We start from the raw sequence: 19402 nt of genomic DNA, 5'->3' as shown, positions 1-19402 counted from the left end.
AAAACTGAGTCCAAAGAGTCCAGCGGGCAATAACTTTCGAGCGTGTTCAGGGGGTTGGAACGAGGTCCTGATTGAACTCGAGTCCAATGCGAGTCCAACGCCCTGATCTGATCCGACGATTTCAAAGACCGCCATGAGGAGGTGGCTGTGGCTCTCATGCCGCGCAAGAGGCTGTGAGGAATAAATACCCCTTACCTTCTTTCGCTCAGCGCTGCTCTACATTCAACGGTGGTGACTTTATCACCGTGCACCCCGGCGAAGGCCGGGGTCCAGATGGCGCACTCCGACTCCCGGCACGAAGATGAGCGCCAAATTCCAGCCGCCTGGGTCTGTGATCTGGACCCCGGCCTTCGCCGGGGTGCACGGACAAGGCAAAGGGCGCCTGGATGAATCCCGAACCTGGCGACTCACCAGGAGCGACTAAGCCCCCAGCGCTTCCCGGGTCATCCGCGACAGCAGGTCTCCGCCCTGACCGATGGCCGCGAGGCGGCTGGAGGCGTGGCCGAGGATGTTGGCGGCATAGACCTCGTAGAGGTCGATCTTGCCCTGCAGCCAGGCCGGATCGCCGTCGTGGGCGTCGAGACGGGCCCTGGCCGCCAAGGCCCCCTTGGCCAGCATCCAGCCGCCGATGACGTCGCCGAGAAGCTTCAGATAGGCGTCGGCGGCTGCGAGTACATCGGCGCCGCGCGCCGCATCGGCCTTGGCGTCCAGGAGCCACAGGGTCGCGTCCTCGACCGCGCCGATGGCGGCGGCGAACCGCTCGACCGGCTTGCCGGTGTAGAGCGCGCCGAGGGCCTTCAGCGTCGCCCTCATCTCGGTGATGACAGCCTTGGCCGATGCGCCGCCGCCCTGGGACAGTTTGCGGCCGACAAGGTCTATCGCCTGGATGCCGTTGGTGCCCTCGTAGATCGGGGTGATGCGGGCGTCGCGGTAGTACTGGGCGGCGCCGGTCTCCTCGATGAAGCCCATGCCGCCGTGGATCTGGATTCCGTCCGAGGCCACGTCGCAGCCGACGTCGGTGCCCCAGGCCTTGGCGATCGGCACGAACAGGTCCTCACGGCCCTTCCAGGCCCTGCGCTCGTCTTCGGTGGCTGCGTGCCGGGCCATGTCCGCAGCGACCCCGGTGGCGAAACAGATGGCGCGGGCGGCCTCGATCCTGGCCTTCATGACCGCGAGCGTGCGACGGATATCGGGGTGGTCGATGATCGGGGCGTTGGCCTCTCCGGTCCAGATGGAGCGGCCCTGACGCCGGTCCAGCGCATAGGCCAGGGCGTGCTGGTAAGCCCCCTCGGCGACGCCGACGCCCTGGACGCCGACGGCCAGGCGGGCGTTGTTCATCATGACGAACATATGGGCCAGGCCCTGATTCGGCTGACCGACCAGTTCGGCGCGGGCGCCTTCATAGCTCATGACGCAGGTCGGGGAGGCGTGGATGCCCAGCTTGTGTTCGATGCCGACGGGTCGGAACTCGTTGCGACCGCCGAGCGAGCCGTCGGCCTTGACCTCGAACTTCGACGCCAGGAACAGGCTGATGCCCTTGGGGCCGGGAGGGGCGTCGGGCAGGCGGGCGAGGACCAGATGGACGATGTTCGGCGTCGCGTCGTGGTCGCCCCAGGTGATGTAGATCTTCTGGCCGTTGAGGGCGTAGGTCCCGTCGCCGTTCGGCGTCGCGGTCGCCGTCAGGGCGCCCAGGTCCGAGCCCGCGCCCGGCTCGGTCAGGACCATGGCGCCGGTCCATTCGCCGGAGACAAGCCTGGGCAGGTAGGTTGTCTTCTGGTGGTCGGTGCCGACCTGCTCCAGCGCCTCGATCGCGGCCAGGGACAGCAGGGGGCACAGGGCGAAGGCCATGTTGGCCGACTGGATGGTCTCGTAGGCCGCCAGCTCCAGCGCCTTGGGCAGGGCCTGGCCGCCAGCCTCGGCCGAGGCCGTCAGACCGGTCCAGCCGCCCTCGGCGAACTGGCGATAGGCGTCGGCGAAACCGGGCGCGGCGGTGACCGACCCGTTGGCGTAGGTCGAACCCTTCTGATCGCCGATGCGGTTCAGCGGCGCCAGCACGCCTTCGGAGAATTGACCGGCGGCCTCCAGCACGGCGCCCAGAACGTCGGCGTCATAGTCCGGGAAGGCGCCGGTGGCGGCGACCTGGTCGATACCTGCGATGGCGGTCAGGCTGAAGGCGAGATCCCGAACGGGGGCGCGATAGGTCATGGCGGAAATCTCCGGTAGGGCTGAAGCGTCTTCTTACACAAGTCACGCAGTGCATCAGACCTTCTTGCGACGATGCCGTCGCGTCAGGCAAGGGACCGCTTGGCCTGCGCCGTCCCTTGCGGCAAGCTGTCGCCGACGCGACGTGGGAAGATGCATGGCCGAGCCGAGAAACCGATATTCGATCGTGTCGCTGGTCTTCCACTGGGGACTGGCGCTGCTGGTCCTGTGCCAGGTGCTGCTGATCACGGCGAAGGAGGCGACCGACGGGCCGATCTCGCGCGAATTCGTGCAGATCCACAAGGCTCTGGGCCTGACGGTTCTGGTCCTGACTTTGGCGCGTATCGGATGGCGAATGGCCAACCCGGCCCTGCCCATGCCGCCTGGCACACCGGACTGGCAGAAGTTCGCAGCCAAGGCGACGCATGTGCTTTTCTACGTGCTGCTGATCGGCATTCCGATGTTCGGCTGGGCGGCGGCGAGCGCCGGCGGACGGGACATTGACTGGTTCGGACTGTTCAACTGGCCGCTGCTGCCCGTCGAAAGGAGCCGCGATATGGCCGGGACCCTCATGGGCCTGCACGAGGCCGGGGTTAAGGTGCTGTACGTCTTGCTCGCCCTGCATGTGCTGGCGGCGCTGAAGCATCATTTCGTCGATCGCGACAATGTCCTGCACCGGATGATCCCCCTGATTCGCCGGCGGCCCTGAGATGCGCCTTGCCCTGATCGCACTGTTGATCGGGGCGGCCTGTCTGGCGACGGGCGCGAGCCGGGCCGAGGTCGAGCGCTGGGCCGTCATCGCGGGTGATTCGGCCATCACCATGCGGGTCGGGACCCCGGTCGGCGCGCGGACCGGGCGGTTCATGCGCTGGACGGGCGATATCCATTTCGATCCCGACGCCCCGGAGACGGCGCAGGTCGCCATCGAGGTCGAGGCGGCGTCGCTGAGGATGGATGACGGCCGGCTGACGTCCACGGCGGCCGGTGCAGGCTTTCTCGACACCGGCCGCTATCCCCGCATCGCCTTCCGCCTGACCGGGCTGGAACCGGCGGGCGCCCAGGGCTTCACGGCCCGTGCGGACATCACGGTCAAGGGCGTCACACGGTCCGTGACCTTCCCGGCGACCTTGCGGAGCGAAGGGCGGACGGCGCAGATGACCGGCGGCTTCTCGCTGGATCGGGCGGCCTTCGGTATTGGAACGCGTGGACCGTGGAACGGACTGATCGGACGGCAGGTAAGGGTGGACGTGTCCCTGGCGACGCGCACGGCCGGCTGAGCGGCGTCGAGGGCGCCGTCGCGGCGCTGAAGGCCGGCGAGCTGCTGATCCTGCCGACCGAGACCGTCTATGGGCTGGCGGCGGACGCCGGGAACCCCGAGGCGGTCGCGAAGATCTTCGAGGCCAAGGGACGGCCCCGGTTCAATCCCCTGATTTCGCATGTGTCGGATGCCGTGGCGGCCGAGCGGGTCGCGGTCTTCGACGATGCGGCGCGAAAGCTTGCGGAGGCCTTCTGGCCGGGGCCGCTGACGATCATCGCGCCCTGCCGGGACACCGTCGCGGTCAGCGATCTGGCTCGCGCGGGGCTGGACAGTATCGCCGTCCGCGTGCCCGGCCACGCAAAGGCGCGGGCGGTGCTGGATGCGTTCGGCGGGCCCGTCGTTGCGCCCTCGGCCAACCGCTCCGGGCGGCCCAGCCCCACGATCTTCGCCGACGCCATGGAAGAGACGGGCGCCTTCGCGAGCGCGGCGCTGGACGGCGGGCCTTGCGCGGTCGGGGTCGAGAGCACCGTCGTTTCGGTGCTGGACGGGCGGGTGGCCCTGCTGCGGCCGGGGTCGGTGACTCGCGAGGAGATCGAGGCCCTGGTCGGGCCGCTGGACGGGGCAGGCGAAGGGCACAGGTCGCCGGGGCGGCTGACCCGCCACTATGCGCCGGTGTCGCCGGTGCGGCTGGAGGCGGGTGAGGCCGGGGCCGGTGAAATCCTGCTCGGATTCGGGCCGGGGGTCGGCGTCGAGCGCTGGAGCCTGAGCCCGTCCGGCGACTTGCGCGAAGCGGCGGCGAACCTGTTCCGGCTGTTGCGTGAGGCGGATCGGGAGCGGCCCGCGGGCATCGTTGTCGCGCCGATCCCCGCCACCGGACTGGGCGAGGCCATCAATGATCGATTGAAGCGCGCCGCCGGCTTCGTCGGCTAGCCGAACCGCGCCTGCAGATCGACGCTCGACCGGACTCCCACATCTAGGAAGCAGCTCCCCAGCCATTCCTCCGCCGCCGCCCGACCCCGCGTCTTGAGGTCGTTGAGGAAGGTCCATTCGGTGTTGAACTTGGATCCCAGCGACAGGTCGCCCAGCCAGCCGTCGGCCTCGATGGCATGCATCAGGATGTGGCGATACTGGGCGCGGGCGGAGGGGGTGAGGCGGCCGTCCTCGATGAGTTCCTGGACGAAGGCGACGGCGCGCAGTTCGGCGACCAGCGGCGCGTTGAAAACGACCTCGTTCAGCCGGTCCATGATGTCGCCGGCGGCCTTGGGCGCTTCGGCGCGCTCGAAGGCGTTGAGGGTGATCAGCAGGACGTCGTCCGGCGTGTCCTGGTAGAACAGGGGCCACAGTGGCGGGTTGGCGAGGTAGCCGCCGTCCCAATAGGGCTCGCCGTCGATCTCCACGGCCTGGAACAGGTGCGGCAAACAGGCGGAGGCGAGCAACACCTGATCGGTGATCTCGGACGAGGTGAAGACGCGGGACTTCGCATGACGGATGGCGGTGGCGGCGACGAAGAACTTCACGTCGGACGTACGGACGGCCTCGAAATCGATCGTCGCCTGCAGAACCCGCTTGAGAGGATTGTGATTGAAGGGATTGAATTCATAGGGCGACATCGACATCGCCAGGGTCTCTGACGCGCGCCACAGGGGCGAGTCCTTCAGCCAGGTCGGCTGCAGGGCATTGGACCAGATCGAGGTGTCGCCGAAGACGTTCTTGCCGCCCGACTGGTTCGTCTCGCGCCACAGTTTGTCCAGCGCCTCGCGGGCTCCGTCGGCGCCGCCGGTGGCCAGGCCGGAGACCAGGGCCGCGCCGTTCATGGCGCCGGCCGAGGAGGCGGTGACGGCCCGGATGTCGACGACGTCGGCTTCGAGCAACCGGTCGAGCACGCCCCACTGGAAGGCGCCGTGCGCGCCCCCGCCCTGAAGCGCCAGGCAGATGGGACGACGGCCGCTCGCGGGCGGATCGGCCGCTGTGGTCGCCGGGGTCGACTTGCGTTTGAAAAGCGCCATCGTCTCCCCGGCGTTCGTCCTATTGAGCGGTCCAGCCGCCGTCGATCGAGAAGCTGGCCCCGTTGGCCGAGGCTCCCAGGTCCGACACCAGATAGAGGAAGAGACCGGCCAGTTCGTCCGTTGTGACGAACCGCTTGGTCGGCTGGGCGGCGAGAATCACGTCCTTCAGGACCTGCTCTTTGGAGATGCCGCGCGTGCGGGCCTGATCGGCGATCTGCTTCTCGACGATCGGCGTCTCGACGAAGCCGGGGCAGATAGCGTTGCAGGTGATGTTGTCCTGCGCCAGCTCCAGAGCCACGGTCTTGGTGAAGCCGAGGACGCCATGCTTGGCGGCGACATAGGCGGACTTGAACGGCGAGGCGACCAGACCGTGGGCCGAGGCGATGTTGACGATCCGGCCGCGGCCCTGCGCCTTCATGATCGGGATGGCGGCGCGGGTGGCATAGAAGGTCGAGGAGAGGTTGATCGCGATGATCTTCTCCCACTGGTCCGACGGGAATTTCTCGACCGCCTCGACGTGCTGGATGCCGGCGTTGTTGACCAGGATGTCGAGCCGGCCGAGCTGATGCCTGGCATAGGCGACCATGTCGGCGACCTCGTCGCCCTGGAGCATGTTGGCGGCGTGATAGCGGACCCGGACGCCGCAACTGGCCTCCATCTCGGCGCGCGTGCGCTCGATCTCCGACGGGTCGCCGAGGCCGTTCAGGACGACGTCGCCGCCGCGCGAGGCGACCGCGCGAGCCAGGGCCAGGCCGATGCCGGACGTCGAGCCCGAGATGACGGCCACCTGGCCCTTGAGGTCGTTGGGATCACGATAGACGGGGCGCTCGGTCTCCGAGCCGTCCTTCTTGCCAGGCCATTGGAACATGGGGTCGTTCACTCTCGTCTCTTGCCCTTGTCCGCGTCGGTCGGACGCGTCGGGGGTCTCTGGTTTGCCGGAACTCTAACCTTTCGCGACTGCGAAGGCGACCCGGTCTCAGGAATTTCCCTGCCTGGTGAATATCCAGTCGGTCTCGGTCGAGACGGCCTTCTGGAATCGATAGCCGTCGCGATCGAACGCCTTTAGATCGCCGGCGGCTTCGATCCGCTCGTCGATGGCGAACCGGGCCATCGTCCCCCGAGCCTTCTTGGCGAAGAAGGAGATGATGCGGCTCTCACCGTCCTTTTCCTCGCGGAAATGCGGGGTGACGACCGGCAATTTCAGAGCCCGGGCGTCGACGGCGCCGAAATATTCCTGGCTGGCGAGGTTCACGAGTGTGGGATCGGACTGGCCCTCGGCGTCGGCATTCAGCTGTTTCGAAATCCGGTCGCCCCAGAAGTCGTAGAGGCTGGATCCGCGCCGGGTCTTCAGACGGGTTCCCATCTCCAGGCGGTAGGGCTGGATGCGGTCAAGCGGCCGCAGCAGCCCATAGAGGCCGGACAGGATGCGCAGCCTATCCTGGGCGAAGGCGAGGCCCGCCTTGTCGAGCGTCCGGGCGTCGAGCCCCTGATAGACGTCGCCGTCGAAGGCGAAGGCGGCCTGGATGCCGGCGTCGAGCGCTTCGGGCTCGAAGGCCTTGAACCGGGCCTGATTGAGCTTGGCGAGATCGGCGGAGATGCCCATCAGACGGCGCAAATCGGCCTGGCTCTGGTTGCGCGCGGTCCTCGAAAGTGTCGTTGTGTCGTCGATGAAGCGCCGATGCGTCGCGGGGACGTCATGCGAGGGTTCGGTGAAATCCAGCCGCTTGGCGGGAGAAAGCACTATCAACAAGGGCAGGGCGCTCCGTTCGTCAGCCGCGGGGTTTAGGCCGGTTCGGCGACGGTTTGAAGCCGGTTGCTCTAGAACAATACCGCCGGGTTCATGATCCGCTGCGGATCGATCGCTTTCCTGATCGCCTGCATGGTGGCGATCTCCAGCGGCGACTTGTAGCGGCGCGCCTCGTCGGTCTTCAGACGGCCCAGGCCGTGCTCGGCCGAGATCGATCCGTCGTAACGGGCGACGATGTCGTGAATGACCCGCGACCCGTCCAACCAGCGGCCGAGGAAGGCCGGCAGGTCGCCGCCCGGCGGGCACAGGATGTCGTAGTGCATATTGCCGTCGCCGACGTGGCCGAAGGCGCTGACGCGGGCGCCCGGCTCGAAGGCCTCGACGGCGGCGGTGGCTTCGTCGAGGAAGTCGGCGATGCGGCTGACGGAGACCGAGACGTCGTGCTTCCAGCCGCCGCCCTCGGGCCGCTGGGCCGCCGACTGCTCTTCACGCAGCTTCCAGAAGTCGCGGACCTGGGACTCGTTCTGGGCGATGGCGGCGTCGGTGATCAGGTCTTCCTCGAAGGCCGCGGTCAGGATCCGCTCCATCCCGGCCCCGGCGGCACCGGGCTCGCCCGAGACCAGTTCGATGAGCACGTACCAGGGCTGGACGCTGTCCAGGGGCTCGCGGACACCGGGGATGTGTCTGATCGCGAACTCGACGCCGATCCGCTTCATCAGTTCGAAGGCCTCGACCCCGCCGCCTGTCTCGGCCTTGGCGCGGGCGAGGAGTTGGATGGCGGAATGGGCGCTGGCCAGACCGACGACGGCCGTGGCACGGCTGCGCATGATCGGGAACAGCTTCAGGGTCGCGGCGGTGACAACACCCAGGGTGCCCTCGGCGCCGATCAGCAGCTGTTTCAGGTCGTAGCCGGTGTTGTCCTTGCGAAGCCGTTTCAGGCCGTTGAACATCTGGCCGTCCGGCATGACCGCCTCGATGCCGAGCACCAGGTCACGCATCATGCCGTAGCGCAGGACGGCCGTCCCCCCGGCGTTGGTCGAGATGACCCCGCCGATGGTGGCCGTGCCCTCGGCCGCAAGGCTGAGGGGAAAGAAGCGATCGGCCCCGGCGGCCAGTTGCTGGGCCTCCAGCAGGGTGACGCCAGCCTCGACCGTCATGGCGTCATCCAGGGGGGTTACATCGCGTACGGCGCGCAGGCGGCGGGTCGACAGCAGCACCTCGCCCATCGGAATCTGGCCGCCGACCAGGCCGGTGTCGCCGCCCTGGGGCGTGATCGCGACGCCGTGACGGGCGCAGATCTCCACGGCGCGGGCGACCTCGTCCGACGTGCCGGGCTTCAGCATCATCGGTGTGTGCCCCTTCCACTTGTTGCGCCATTCGGTGAGCCACGGGGCGATTTCGGACTGATCCTCCGTCCAGCCCGAGGGGCCGAGCGCGGCTTTCAGTTCGTCGAGGGCGGTGGAGGAGGGGGAGGCCATGGCGTCTTCTCTCAAAGCCTTGCCGTAGACGCTACTCAAAAGAGGGGGCCAACCAAAACAGGCGTTAGGGTGGCGTCATGAGCGATTCCTCCATGACGCCCGTGCCCGCCGTCGGCGTGGTTTGCCTGAAGGGCGACGAGGTCCTGCTGATCCGACGCGGGACGCCGCCGCGGATGGGGGAGTGGAGCCTGCCGGGAGGACGCATCGAGGCCGGAGAGCGCGCGGTCGATGCGGCGCTGAGGGAACTCGTCGAGGAGACGGGGGTCGAGGCGCGTATTCTCGGCCTCCTCGCGGTCGTGGACGGCATTTTTCCCGAGGCGGGGCGGCACTATGTGCTGATCGACTATGTCGCCGAATGGACCGGCGGCGAGGCGGTCGCGGGCGACGATGCGGCGGACGCTGTCTTCATGCCCATCGCCACCGCCATGGCCGCTGTGGACTGGGCCGAGACGCGCCGAGTGATCGCCCTGGCGGTCGCGTTTCGCCAAGATTGACGGCATTGTCAGGTCCCGTCACTTAACCTAGCGTGCTGCAAAGCCGACATGTTTACAGGACGGCCCAGACGATTCCGTGCTCGGTCGCTCTCTTTTGAACTTTGGCCGGCATCCCGCCAGCCTTGGGGGACTATACAGATGAAGACGAAACTGTTCATGGCGGCCTCGACCGCCGCCATCCTGTTCGCGACGGGCGCCATGGCGCAGGCCACCATGACCGTCACCAACACGGGCGAAGTCGCGATCACCGAACTGGCCATCTCCGGCACGTCGGTCGAGGACTTCGGCGACAACCTGCTGGACGAAGAAATCGCACCGGGCGACGGCGTCGAAGTGACCTTCGAGGTCGGTGACGACTGCGTCCAGGACGTGCAGGCCACCTATGAGGATGGCGACACGGAAGAAGTGTACGACGTCGACCTGTGTGAAGGCGGCGGCTTCGAAGTCGAAGACGACGACGTCGATGAGGAAGATCCGAGCGAAGACGAAGAAGACGAAGAAGAAGACGAAGAAGACGAAGACGAAGACGAAGACGAAGAAGACGAAGACGAAGACGAAGAAGACGAAGACGAAGACGAAGACGAAGACGAGTAGTCTTCCGACCCGCTCTTTGCGACGCGGCGGCTCCCGGGAGGGGGCCGCCGTTTTCGTTTGCAGCGTCCAGATTCCGTGGCGTGCCGGCTCGGCACGGGCTAACTTGCGGCCAGGAGGATCCTGAATGACCTATTTCGCCGTTGTGCTGCTGGTTTTCGCAGTCATATTCGTGTTCAGCACCGTCAAGATCGTGCCCCAGGGGCGGGAGCTGACGGTCGAGCGGTTCGGCAAATACACCAAGACCCTGAAGCCCGGCATCAGCATCCTGATCCCGTTCGTGGAACGGATCGGCCGGCGCATGAACATGATGGAGCAGGTCCTGGACGTGCCCCAGCAGGAGGTCATCACCAAGGACAACGCCATGGTGAAGGTCGACGCCATCGTCTTCATCCAGGTGATGGATGCGCCGAGCGCCGCCTATCGGGTCGAGAACCTGCCCTATGCGATCACCCAGCTGTGCTCGACCAACCTGCGCACCGTGGTCGGGTCGATGGATCTCGACGAGGTCCTGTTCCAGCGGGACAATATCAACTCGCGTCTGCTGACCGTCATCGACGCGGCGACCGAGCCGTGGGGCGTCAAGGTCAACCGGATCGAGATCAAGGACCTGACCCCGCCGGTCGACATCACCAACGCCATGGCGCGCCAGATGAAGGCCGAACGCGAACGCCGCGCCGTGATCACTGAGGCCGAGGGCGAGAAACAGGCCGCCATTGCTCGCGCCGAGGGCGCCAAACAGGCGGCGATCCTCGAGTCCGAAGGTCGCAAGGAGGCCGCCTTCCGCGACGCCGAGGCCCGCGAACGCGCCGCCGAGGCCGAGGCCAAGGCCACCGCCATGGTGTCCGAGGCCATCGCCCGTGGCGACGTCAACGCGATCAATTACTTCGTCGCCCAGAAATACGTCGAGGCCTTCGCCGAACTGGCTCGCAACCCGACGGCCAAGACGGTCATCGTGCCCGCCGAGATGAGCGGCCTGGTCGGGACCATCGCCGGCATCGGCGAACTGGTCGGACTGGCGCGCAACCAGCAACAGGCGGCGCGCCCGGCTCCGGCGGCGCCGCCGGCGCGGTCCACCCGGTCCGGCGGCGCCGTGCCGCCGACGGCATGACGGAGATCTGAGCCATGGGCGCAATTCTGGACATCTATGCCGCCCAGCCGTTCTGGATCTGGCTGGCCGTGGGCGTGCTGCTGCTCGCAATCGAGGCGTCGCTGTCGACCGAATGGCTTCTTTGGCCGGCGGTTGCGGCCGGCGTGGTGGCTGTCCTGACCGCCCTGGGGCTGCGCATGGGGCTGGCCGTCGAGGTGGGTCTTTTTGCTGGCCTGACGGTGCTGGCGACCGCGCTGTCGCGGCGCCTGATCCGACGTGTGAACCCGGAAGACCACCCCGACATCAACGACCGCGATCTGCGCCTCGTCGGACAGCGGGCGCGGGTCGTTCAGGCCTTCGTCGAGGGCAGGGGACGGGTCTTCGTCTCCGGCGCCGAATGGGTCGCCCTGATCGACGGCGACGCTCCGCCCGTGGGCGACAGCGTCGTGGTGGATCGGCTGGAAGGTCCGTCGCTGAAGGTGCGGCGCGAGGCCTGACCGGTCAGCCTATGCCCGCGACCGCGCCGACCTCGTCGCGACAGGCGCCCGACGCGGTGTTCAGCTGGTCCGTTTCCTCGCCCGCGAGTCGCTCGAGATCGGCGATGTCCCGGGCCGTGATGACGCCGGCGTCCAGCACCTCGACCTGCTTGTTGTAGAGCGCCACCCGCTTCTCGCTGGCGGCATAGGCGGCGTCGCTGATCTCGTCGGGGAAGACCATCGTCATCTGAAGATACTGTTGGTAGATCGACGTCGAGACGGCGTCGCCGGCCTCGAGGCGCGCGGTGATCTCGGCGCTGACGTCGTCGTCGATCGGTCCCTCGGTCAGGGCTGCGGCCTTTTCGCTGTCCGACGAGGCGCGGGCGGTCAGTTCGCTGAACTGCAGGCAGGTGGCCAGCTGGGTTTCAAAGATCTTCTGCTTCGCCGCCGTGCGGGACACGTCCAGAGCCTGGACGGCGGTGAACATCGACGCCGCCGCGACGATCATTGCAGAGATGGCCGAGACGGAGGCGATCGTGCCCTCGACGGAAACGCGCTGGGTCTTGCCCCTGGAGCCGCTATCGATCGGATCGGTCTCGGGAGGAATCGGGGTCATGTCGGTCATCCCTGGACCTGACCTCATCCCAAGCTTCACGGCAAGACGTCGTTCGGCCGTCGTTGGGAAGCGTCAGGTCGAGGCGGCGCGCATGCGGTCGATTCCGAGGTTGGCCAACTGGTCCGCGCGCTCGTTGAGTTCGTGACCGGCGTGGCCCTTGACCCAGTGCCACTTCACCTCGTGGCGGGTGCGGGCGATGTCGAGCCGCTTCCACAGGTCGTCGTTCTTGACGGGCTTCTTGTCCGCCGTCTTCCAGCCGCGCGCCTTCCAGCCGTGAATCCAGCTCGTGATTCCATCCATCACGTATTTGCTGTCGGTATGGAGGTCGATCTTGCAGGGCCGCGTCAGCGCCTCCAGCGCCATGATGGCCGCGGTCAGCTCCATGCGGTTGTTGGTGGTCAGTGTTTCGCCGCCGCACAGTTCCTTGGTCTTCCCGCCGGCCTGCAGGATCGCGCCCCAGCCGCCTGGGCCCGGATTGCCCTTGCAGGCGCCGTCGGTGTGGATTGTGACGTGACTCATTTGCGCGGACTTACAGCTTCCCTTGGCGCGTCGCCATCCGCTGGACTATAGGAACCGTATGTTTGACACGGGCCGCATTCGGCCCGTTCGAGGAGACCGTTCCGTGGGCAGCTTCAGCATCTGGCATTGGGCCATCGTCATCGTCGTCGTCGCCCTGCTGTTCGGCGGCAAGGGCAAGATCTCGGGCCTGATGGGCGACGCCGCCAAGGGCATCAAGGCCTTCAAGGAGGGCCTGAAGGACGACGACAAGAAGGACGGCCCGTCCGACGGCGTCAGCAGCCTGCCGCGAACCGACGCGGAAAAGGAAGAGCTGAAGCGCTAGGTCCGGTTCGGGAAAGAGCCTGACGCATGGGCGGCCTCGGCCCCGGGATCGGGGGCCTCGAATATCTCGTAATCGGCATCGTCGCCCTGGTGGTGGTCGGCCCCGAGCGGCTGCCTGGAATGCTGCGCCAGCTGGGCAAGATGGTCGCCAAGGCGCGCGGCATGGCCAATGAATTCCGGTCCAGCTTCGAGGAGATGGCGCGCCAGTCGGAGCTCGACGATCTGCGCAAGGAGGTCCAGGCGCTGCGCGACGGTCAGGGACCGGTCGGGCAGGGGATGGTCCGCCTCGGCGACGAGGCCAACGCCGCCTTCAAGGACATCAAGGCCGAACTCGAAGCCCCCGCCTATGTTGAGCCGCCGCCGCGCGCGGTGATGCTGGATCAGCCGGAATTCCCCGAGCCGGCGACACCGCCCGTCGTCGCGCCGGCGAAGACCCGCAAACCCCGCGCGACAGCGCCCAAGGCCGCCGCGACGCCGGCCGCCAAGGCCGCAGCCGCCAAGCCTCGCGCCAAACCCGCGTCCAAGGTCGCCGCCAAGCCGCGCGCGCCGCGCAAGCCCAAGACTGTCCCATGACCGACCGCGACGAAGCCGAGATCGAGGCCTCGCGCGCCCCGTTGATGGAGCATCTGATCGAGCTGCGCGGCCGGATGATCTGGTCCGTCGCCGCCTTCTGCCTCGCTTTCATCCTGTGCTTCTTCTTCGCCGCCCAGCTGCAGGTCGAGTTGATCAAGCCGTTCCAGGCCGCCGCAGCGGTTCACGCCGCCGCCGTGGCGAAGGGCGAGCACGGCAATCCTCTGGACCTGCTGGCCATCACGGCCGGCCTGAAGCCTTTCCCGCCCGGCGGGCTGGCGGCGGTCGAACTGATCGCCACGGCGCCGCTGGAACAGCTTTTCACCAAGATGAAGATCGCCGGGTTCGGCGCCATCGTGCTGGCCTTCCCGATCCTGGCCTATCAGCTCTACGCCTTCGTCGCGCCTGGCCTGTACCGCAACGAGAAGGGGGCCTTCCTGCCGTTCCTGATCGCGACGCCGGTGATGTTCTGCCTCGGCGGGGCGCTGGTCTATTTCGTCATGCTGCCGTTCGTGATGCTGTTCTCCCTGAGCCAGCAGATCTCCAGTGAGGGCATCACCGTCCTGCTGACGACCAAGATCTCGGACTACCTGAATCTGGTGACCTCGCTGATCCTGGCCTTCGGCCTGTGCTTCCAGTTGCCGGTCGTGACGACGCTGCTGGGCATGGCCGGGCTGGTCTCGGCCAAGATGATGAGCGAGGGGCGTCGCTATGCGATCGTCGCCGTCGTGGTCCTGGCCGCCGTGGTCACGCCGCCGGACCCGATCAGCCAGCTGATGCTCGCCGTGCCGCTGGTGCTGCTCTATGAGGTCTCGATCTGGTGCGTCCGCCTGATCGAATGGCGGCGCAAGAAGGAAGAGGACGCCGAGGGGTTGGCAGCGGCCTAGGCCGCGGCGGCTAACCATTTCGGCCAACCGGCTGCTAACCGATGTGGGGTCTGTTGCTCCGCATGGCTCGTCGTCAATCCTGGTTCAGGCATCTTTCGCTAGGCAGCGCGGTGTTCATCGGCGTCTTCCTTGTCATGGCCGGCGTTCTCTGGCGAACCGATCTCGAGTCGTTCGGACGGAGCAGGCTTGATCCCCCCCCGGGTCCATGCCGTCGCTCCGCGCCCGGTCTCCTGACCAGGCGCAGTCTTCGAGCCTCCGCGAGATCAGCATTTCTCTGGCTGTGACGCGGCGCGAGCGGCGGGACGGGTGAACATCCCCGCGTCCGATCCTTCGTACAGATCGTCCATGGACGGAGATGGCGACGGGTTGGCGTGCGAGCCTTGGCGCTAGCTCCACCCAACAAAAAGCCCCGGACGGCGGACCGTCCGGGGCTTTGTCTATCCGCCGATCGAACCGATCAGCAGCTGTAATACATGTCGAACTCGACCGGGTGGGGGTGGAGGGCCAGGCGCATGACCTCTTCCATCTTCAGCTCGATGTAGCTGTCGATGAAGTCGTCATCCATGACCCCGCCCTTCTTGAGGAAGGCCCGGTCCTTGTCGAGGTTCTCCAGGGCTTCCTTGAGCGAGCCGCAGACCTCGGGGATCGAGTGACGCTCTTCGGGCGGCAGGTCGTAGAGGTTCTTGTCGGCGGGGCCGCCCGGATCGATCTGGTTCTCGATCCCGTCGAGGCCGGCCATCAGCAAGGCCACGAAGGTGAGATAGGGGTTGCCCATAGGGTCGGGGAAGCGGGCCTCCAGGCGCTTGGCCTTGGGGTTCGAGGTGTGCGGAATGCGAATCGAGGCCGAGCGGTTGCGGGCCGAATAGGCCAGCTTCACCGGGGCTTCGTAGCCGGGCACCAGCCGCTTGTAGGAGTTGGTGGTCGAGTTGGCGAAGGCGTTGATGGCCTTGGCGTGTTTGATGATGCCGCCGATGTACCAGAGACACTGCTGCGACAGGCCGGCGTATTTGTCGCCCGCGAACTGGGGCTTGCCGTCCTTCCAGATCGACATGTGGACGTGCATGCCCGAGCCGTTGTCCCCGAACATGGGCTTGGCCATGAAGGTCGCTGACTTGCCGTAGGCCGCGGCCACATTGTGGATCACGTACTTATAGAGCTGGAGGCGGTCGGCCATGGTCAGCAGGTCGGAGAACTTCAGGCCGAGCTCGTGCTGGGCCGGGGCGACCTCATGGTGGTGCTTCTCGGGGTTGAGGCCCAGGTCGCGCATGACGCCCAGCATCTCGCCGCGCAGGTCCTGGCCGCTGTCGACGGGGTTGACGGGGAAGTAGCCGCCCTTGGGTCCCGGGCGGTGGCCCATATTGCCCTCGGTGTATTCCGCGCCCGTATTGGCCGGCAGCTCGATCGAGTCGTAGCTGTAGCCGGTGTTGTGCGGGGCGGTGTTCCAGCGGACGTCGTCGAAGATGAAGAACTCGGCTTCCGGGCCGAAATAGACCACGTCGCCCACGCCCGAGGACTGGACATAGGCCAGGGCCTTCTTGGCCATCGAGCGGCTGTCGCGGTTGTAGGGCTCCATCGTGTCCGGGTTCATGACGTCGCAGAACAGGAACATCGTGGTCTGCTGGTAGAAGGGGTCGATATAGGCCGTCGTCAGGTCCGGCAGCAGCAGCATGTCGCTCTCGTTGATTGCCTTCCAGCCGGCGATCGAGGAGCCGTCGAACATCGTGCCTTCTTCGAGGAATTCCTCGTCGACCAGGTCGATGTCGAAGGTGACGTGCTGCAGCCGACCCTTGGTGTCGGTGAAGCGGACGTCGACGTATTTTACGTCCTTGTCCTTGATCTCCTGCAGGATTTTCTTGGCGGCGCTCATGGTCGATGATCCTTATGCGTTTCTTCTGGGGAGGAAGTCTTTTGCGGGGTTCGGCCTAGACGGCCGTTCTTCTAGACAGCTTGCGCTCCGGTTTCGCCGGTGCGGATGCGGATGACGTCGATCACGTCCGAGACGAAGATCTTGCCGTCGCCGATCTTGCCGGTGCGGGCGGCGGTCTGGATGGCCTCGACCACGGCCGGGTAGAGGTCGTCGGCGACCACCACCTCGATCTTGATCTTGGGCAGGAAGTCGATGACGTATTCGGCGCCGCGATAAAGTTCGGAGTGACCCTTCTGGCGGCCGTATCCCTTGGCCTCCAGCACAGTCATGCCTTGCACCCCGATGTCCTGGAGCGCTTCCTTCACGTCGTCGAGCTTGAACGGCTTGATGACGGCTTCGATCTTCTTCATGGGCGACCCCGAGGCGGCATCAGGTGGGCCAGACGCTCGGGAACCAAAGGGACATCGCATCGCAGCATAAGGCAAGGGGCGATTTGCATTTTCGTCACGGAAGGGCGTTGAGAGAAGCATGAGCGAAACCAACGATCCCGCCCTGTGGCGCAGCCTGCTGCCGTGGCCCGGCCCCGATGCGCACAAGCATCAGCGCGGTCGGCTGGGCGTCGTTTCGGGCGGGATGCTGCACACCGGGGCGGCGCGACTGGCGGCGCGGGCGGGTCTCAGGATCGGCGCGGGGCTGGTGCGGATCCTGTGTCCGCCGGACGCCGGACCGGTGATCGCGGGGGCGATGGAGGCGGTGATGGTCTCCGACTTCGACACCGCGGAGGCGCTGGCGACCCTGGCCGAGCCGCTGGATTGCGTCGTGATCGGACCGGCGGCGGGGCTGACCCAGGCGACGGCATCGAACCTGAAGGCGCTGACCGGGACGACAGCCGCGCTGGTCGCCGATGCGGACGCGTTGACGCTGTTCAAAGGGCGGGCGGAGGATCTGTTCGCCTGTCTCGAGGCGAAGGATGTGATCACGCCGCATGAGGGCGAGTTCGAGCGGGTGTTTCCGGGCCTTCTGGGTCAGGGGCGCGAGACGGCCGCCGTCGAGGCGGCGCGGATCAGCGGGGCGCATGTGGTCCTGAAAGGTCGGGAGACGGTCATCGCCGCGCCCGATGGTCGGGTCAGGGTCAATCGCAACGGCTCGCCCTGGCTGGCGACGGCGGGCAGCGGCGACGTCCTGGCCGGATTGATCGGAGGACTGATGGCCCAGGGGATGGAACCCTTCGAGGCGGCGTCGGCCGCCGTGTGGATCCATGCTGACGCGGCCGGGCGGTTCGGGGCGGGGCTGACGGCGGAAGATCTGCCGGGATTGATCCCCGCCGTGCTGGGCAATCTCGCATGACGCCGGTTGCCTCAATGGGCGGTGTCGCCTAGGTCCGGTCCGTGAGCCTTGAATCCCTTCCCCAAGAGGTCGCCGGGGGCGACGTGACCGCCTATCGGCGCGCGCTGGGCGCGTTTGCGACCGGAGTCTGCGTGGTGACGGCCGACAGCAGCCTCGGGCCGCTGGGGATCACGATCAACTCCTTCACCTCCGTGTCGCTGACGCCGCGTCTGGTGCTGTGGTGCCTGGATGAGCGGTCGGAGCGGTGGCAGGCCTTCTGTGAGGCGGAGCGGTTCTCGATCCATGTGCTCGACGCCCAGTCGGAGGCCCTGGCGCGCCGGTTCGCCAAGGGCATAGGCCTGATGGAGGCGCACGAGTTCCAGCGGGTCGGCGATGCGCCGCCGCGGCTGGGCGCCGCGGCCGCCCGGTTCGACTGCAAGACCCACGACCGGGTGCAGATGGGCGACCACATGATGATCATCGGCGAGGTCGCGGGCTTCGAGTCCTCGGATGCCGCGGCCCTGACCTATTTCCGGGGGCGCTACGGCGTGGCCGGAGGCGCCCAGGCATGAGGATCGGTTTCGCCGGCCTGGGGGTCATGGGCGGGCCGATGGCGCGTCATCTGGTCGCGGCCGGGCACGAGGTCGCCGGCTACAACCGCTCGCCCGACAAGGCGCGGGCCTGGGCCGAGGCGAACGGCGGACGGTTCGCCGCGACCGTGGCCGAGGCGGCCGAGGGCGCGGACCTGTTCGTGCTGTGCGTCGGCAATGACGACGACGTGCGTCAGGTGGTGGGCGAGGCCCTGCCCGTGCTGAAGGCGGGGGCCGTGATCGTGGATCACACTACCACCTCGGCGAAGGTGGCGCGGGCGGTGGCGGATCTGTGCGCCGCCGCCAGTGTCGCCTTTATCGACGCGCCGGTCTCGGGCGGTCAGGCGGGGGCGGAGAACGGCCAGCTCAGCGTCATGGCGGGCGGCGACGCGAACGCCCTTGAGACGGTGCGGGCGGCGGTCATGGCCTATTCGAAGGCGATCCAGCACATGGGGGCCTCGGGCTCTGGCCAACTGACCAAGATGGTCAACCAGATCGCCATCGCCGGCGTGGTTCAAGGTCTGGCCGAGGCGGTGCATTTCGCCCGGGCCGCAGGCCTCGACACCGACGCCGCCTATGACGCCGTGTCCAAGGGGGCGGCCCAGTCGTGGCAGATGGACAACCGCTGGAAGACGGCGGCGAGGGGTGAGTTCGAGTTCGGCTTCGCCGTCGACTGGATGCGCAAGGATCTGGGGCTGGTGCTGGACGAGGCGCGGACCAATGGCGCGGTCCTGTCGCTGACGGCGCTGGTCGATCAGTTCTATTCCGAGGTTCAGGGGATGGGCGGCAATCGCTGGGACACCTCGAGCCTGAAGGCGCGTCTGAAGCCCTGAGCCAGCGCGGCCTGGACTCCGGAAAAAGACGGGGTGCAGAGTCCAATTCGCTGAGGAATGACGCGTAGTCGCCTGATATTGAACGATTAACGAGCCAGGACAGAATTGCACCCCGAGTGCAATTCGTCCAATCGACGCCCTGCGCCTGTCTGCGGGATGTCAAAGACCGGAGACCATCATACCATGGCTGCGAGGGGCGCCTGTTCGATTGCCTCAGAAATCATAAATGTCTCGGGATTTCAGCGGCCTGCCTGGCAGCGGAATGCTAACCTGAGGACCTGTACAGGTCTGTGACCCATTGGCGGAAAGTCTGTTTCCAGATCGGATGCCGATAGCCGCTTTCGACCCCAAGCAGTCTTGAATTGGGTCCGCTTTGGTTAACGCATAGCCTGTAAAGCGGACAGAACTGCGGGTCGCGGATCAGGGCGGCGATCTGATCCCCGGTGATCTCAATATGGAGATTGCAGCCGCTGCAATGCCTCCAGCCCGGGCGTTAGGCTCAGCCTTGCTAGCTGTACCATTTGCTGTTGC

The 19402-nt window shown here is 66.8% G+C and carries 22 protein-coding genes and 1 pseudogene; 14 read left to right on the top strand and 9 right to left on the bottom strand.

All coding sequences use genetic code 11. From position 1 onward, the window contains the following. Positions 1–420: 420 nt before the first annotated feature. Entirely contained in the window at positions 421–2205 is a 1785-nt protein-coding gene (locus tag ACP7A5_RS13010; RefSeq protein ID WP_426042304.1) for an acyl-CoA dehydrogenase, read from the bottom strand. Between the two features lie 154 nt (positions 2206–2359). Between ACP7A5_RS13010 and ACP7A5_RS13005 the strand changes: the two genes are divergently transcribed. From ACP7A5_RS13005 to ACP7A5_RS12995, 3 genes are read left to right on the top strand one after another with little or no spacing between them, the layout of a single operon-like run. Continuing rightward, entirely contained in the window at positions 2360–2911 is a 552-nt protein-coding gene (locus tag ACP7A5_RS13005) for a cytochrome b (protein WP_426042303.1), read from the top strand. A gap of 1 nt (position 2912) precedes the next feature. Continuing rightward, entirely contained in the window at positions 2913–3479 is a 567-nt protein-coding gene (locus ACP7A5_RS13000) for a YceI family protein (RefSeq protein WP_426042302.1), read from the top strand. Beyond that, complete coding sequence (locus ACP7A5_RS12995; RefSeq protein ID WP_426042325.1) at positions 3476–4390, top strand: L-threonylcarbamoyladenylate synthase; 915 nt, start codon at positions 3476–3478, stop codon at positions 4388–4390. The genes ACP7A5_RS13000 and ACP7A5_RS12995 overlap by 4 nt, the downstream gene beginning before the upstream one ends. On the opposite strand, the gene ACP7A5_RS12990 is transcribed toward ACP7A5_RS12995, so the two are convergent. The 4 genes from ACP7A5_RS12990 to ACP7A5_RS12975 form a co-directional block, all read right to left on the bottom strand. Continuing rightward, positions 4387–5466, bottom strand: a complete 1080-nt coding sequence (locus ACP7A5_RS12990) for a patatin-like phospholipase family protein (RefSeq protein WP_426042301.1) — start codon at positions 5464–5466, stop codon at positions 4387–4389. The two genes, ACP7A5_RS12995 and ACP7A5_RS12990, sit on opposite strands and share 4 nt — an antisense overlap. Positions 5467–5485: 19 nt before the next feature. Further along, positions 5486–6334, bottom strand: a complete 849-nt coding sequence (locus tag ACP7A5_RS12985; protein ID WP_426042324.1) for a 3-hydroxybutyrate dehydrogenase — start codon at positions 6332–6334, stop codon at positions 5486–5488. A gap of 108 nt (positions 6335–6442) precedes the next feature. Next, positions 6443–7216 (bottom strand): peroxide stress protein YaaA, encoded by a 774-nt coding sequence (gene yaaA, locus ACP7A5_RS12980; protein WP_426042300.1) that lies wholly within the window; start codon positions 7214–7216, stop codon positions 6443–6445. Between the two features lie 68 nt (positions 7217–7284). Then, complete coding sequence (locus ACP7A5_RS12975) at positions 7285–8691, bottom strand: FAD-binding oxidoreductase (protein WP_426042299.1); 1407 nt, start codon at positions 8689–8691, stop codon at positions 7285–7287. 77 nt (positions 8692–8768) lie between these two features. Between ACP7A5_RS12975 and ACP7A5_RS12970 the strand changes: the two genes are divergently transcribed. The 4 genes from ACP7A5_RS12970 (at position 8769) to ACP7A5_RS12955 (ending at position 11363) form a co-directional block, all read left to right on the top strand. Further along, positions 8769–9185, top strand: coding sequence for an NUDIX hydrolase (locus ACP7A5_RS12970; RefSeq protein WP_426042298.1), 417 nt, complete (start codon positions 8769–8771; stop codon positions 9183–9185). 138 nt (positions 9186–9323) lie between these two features. Further along, positions 9324–9779, top strand: coding sequence for a hypothetical protein (locus ACP7A5_RS12965; RefSeq protein ID WP_426042297.1), 456 nt, complete (start codon positions 9324–9326; stop codon positions 9777–9779). Between the two features lie 124 nt (positions 9780–9903). Beyond that, a complete protein-coding gene (locus ACP7A5_RS12960) occupies positions 9904–10887 on the top strand; it encodes an SPFH domain-containing protein (protein WP_426035555.1) in 984 nt (327 codons plus the stop codon). Positions 10888–10901: 14 nt separating this feature from the next. Further along, positions 10902–11363, top strand: a complete 462-nt coding sequence (locus ACP7A5_RS12955; protein ID WP_426035557.1) for an NfeD family protein — start codon at positions 10902–10904, stop codon at positions 11361–11363. Between the two features lie 4 nt (positions 11364–11367). Here the strand turns inward: ACP7A5_RS12955 and ACP7A5_RS12950 are convergent, their stop codons facing one another. After that, positions 11368–11958, bottom strand: coding sequence for a hypothetical protein (locus ACP7A5_RS12950; RefSeq protein ID WP_426042296.1), 591 nt, complete (start codon positions 11956–11958; stop codon positions 11368–11370). Between the two features lie 72 nt (positions 11959–12030). Continuing rightward, entirely contained in the window at positions 12031–12477 is a 447-nt protein-coding gene (gene rnhA / locus ACP7A5_RS12945; protein ID WP_426035561.1) for a ribonuclease HI, read from the bottom strand. A gap of 103 nt (positions 12478–12580) precedes the next feature. On the opposite strand from rnhA, the gene ACP7A5_RS12940 reads away from it, so the two are divergent. The 4 genes and pseudogenes from ACP7A5_RS12940 to ACP7A5_RS12925 form a co-directional block, all read left to right on the top strand. Then, entirely contained in the window at positions 12581–12799 is a 219-nt protein-coding gene (locus ACP7A5_RS12940; protein WP_303695654.1) for a twin-arginine translocase TatA/TatE family subunit, read from the top strand. Positions 12800–12825: 26 nt separating this feature from the next. Further along, on the top strand, positions 12826–13371 hold the full coding sequence (gene tatB, locus ACP7A5_RS12935; protein WP_426042295.1) for a Sec-independent protein translocase protein TatB: 546 nt from the start codon (positions 12826–12828) through the stop codon (positions 13369–13371). Continuing rightward, complete coding sequence (gene tatC / locus ACP7A5_RS12930) at positions 13368–14255, top strand: twin-arginine translocase subunit TatC (protein ID WP_426042294.1); 888 nt, start codon at positions 13368–13370, stop codon at positions 14253–14255. The genes tatB and tatC overlap by 4 nt, the downstream gene beginning before the upstream one ends. Before the next feature lie 282 nt (positions 14256–14537). Next, positions 14538–14645 (top strand): annotated as a pseudogene (locus ACP7A5_RS12925) (excalibur calcium-binding domain-containing protein); the annotation flags it as partial. A gap of 67 nt (positions 14646–14712) precedes the next feature. Here ACP7A5_RS12925 and glnA read toward each other — a convergent pair. Next, the gene (glnA, locus tag ACP7A5_RS12920; RefSeq protein ID WP_426035567.1) at positions 14713–16122 is read right to left on the bottom strand and encodes a type I glutamate--ammonia ligase; all 1410 of its coding nucleotides are present in this window, start codon (positions 16120–16122) and stop codon (positions 14713–14715) included. Positions 16123–16193: 71 nt separating this feature from the next. Beyond that, the gene (locus ACP7A5_RS12915) at positions 16194–16532 is read right to left on the bottom strand and encodes a P-II family nitrogen regulator (protein ID WP_271086072.1); all 339 of its coding nucleotides are present in this window, start codon (positions 16530–16532) and stop codon (positions 16194–16196) included. Between the two features lie 118 nt (positions 16533–16650). On the opposite strand from ACP7A5_RS12915, the gene ACP7A5_RS12910 reads away from it, so the two are divergent. Genes ACP7A5_RS12910 through ACP7A5_RS12900 form a run of 3 tightly spaced genes read left to right on the top strand, consistent with a single transcriptional unit; the run spans position 16651 to position 18871 of the window. Beyond that, a complete protein-coding gene (locus ACP7A5_RS12910; RefSeq protein WP_426042293.1) occupies positions 16651–17469 on the top strand; it encodes an NAD(P)H-hydrate dehydratase in 819 nt (272 codons plus the stop codon). Between the two features lie 41 nt (positions 17470–17510). Beyond that, entirely contained in the window at positions 17511–18020 is a 510-nt protein-coding gene (locus tag ACP7A5_RS12905) for a flavin reductase family protein (RefSeq protein WP_426035571.1), read from the top strand. After that, complete coding sequence (locus ACP7A5_RS12900; RefSeq protein WP_426042292.1) at positions 18017–18871, top strand: NAD(P)-dependent oxidoreductase; 855 nt, start codon at positions 18017–18019, stop codon at positions 18869–18871. The genes ACP7A5_RS12905 and ACP7A5_RS12900 overlap by 4 nt, the downstream gene beginning before the upstream one ends. Positions 18872–19402 lie beyond the last annotated feature (531 nt).

It is taken from the genome of Brevundimonas sp. TWP2-3-4b1, assembly GCF_049897665.1.
GTDB lineage: Bacteria > Pseudomonadota > Alphaproteobacteria > Caulobacterales > Caulobacteraceae > Brevundimonas > Brevundimonas subvibrioides_B.
Note: the sequence above shows the minus strand (reverse complement) of the source record. Positions and strands in the feature narration are given on the sequence as shown.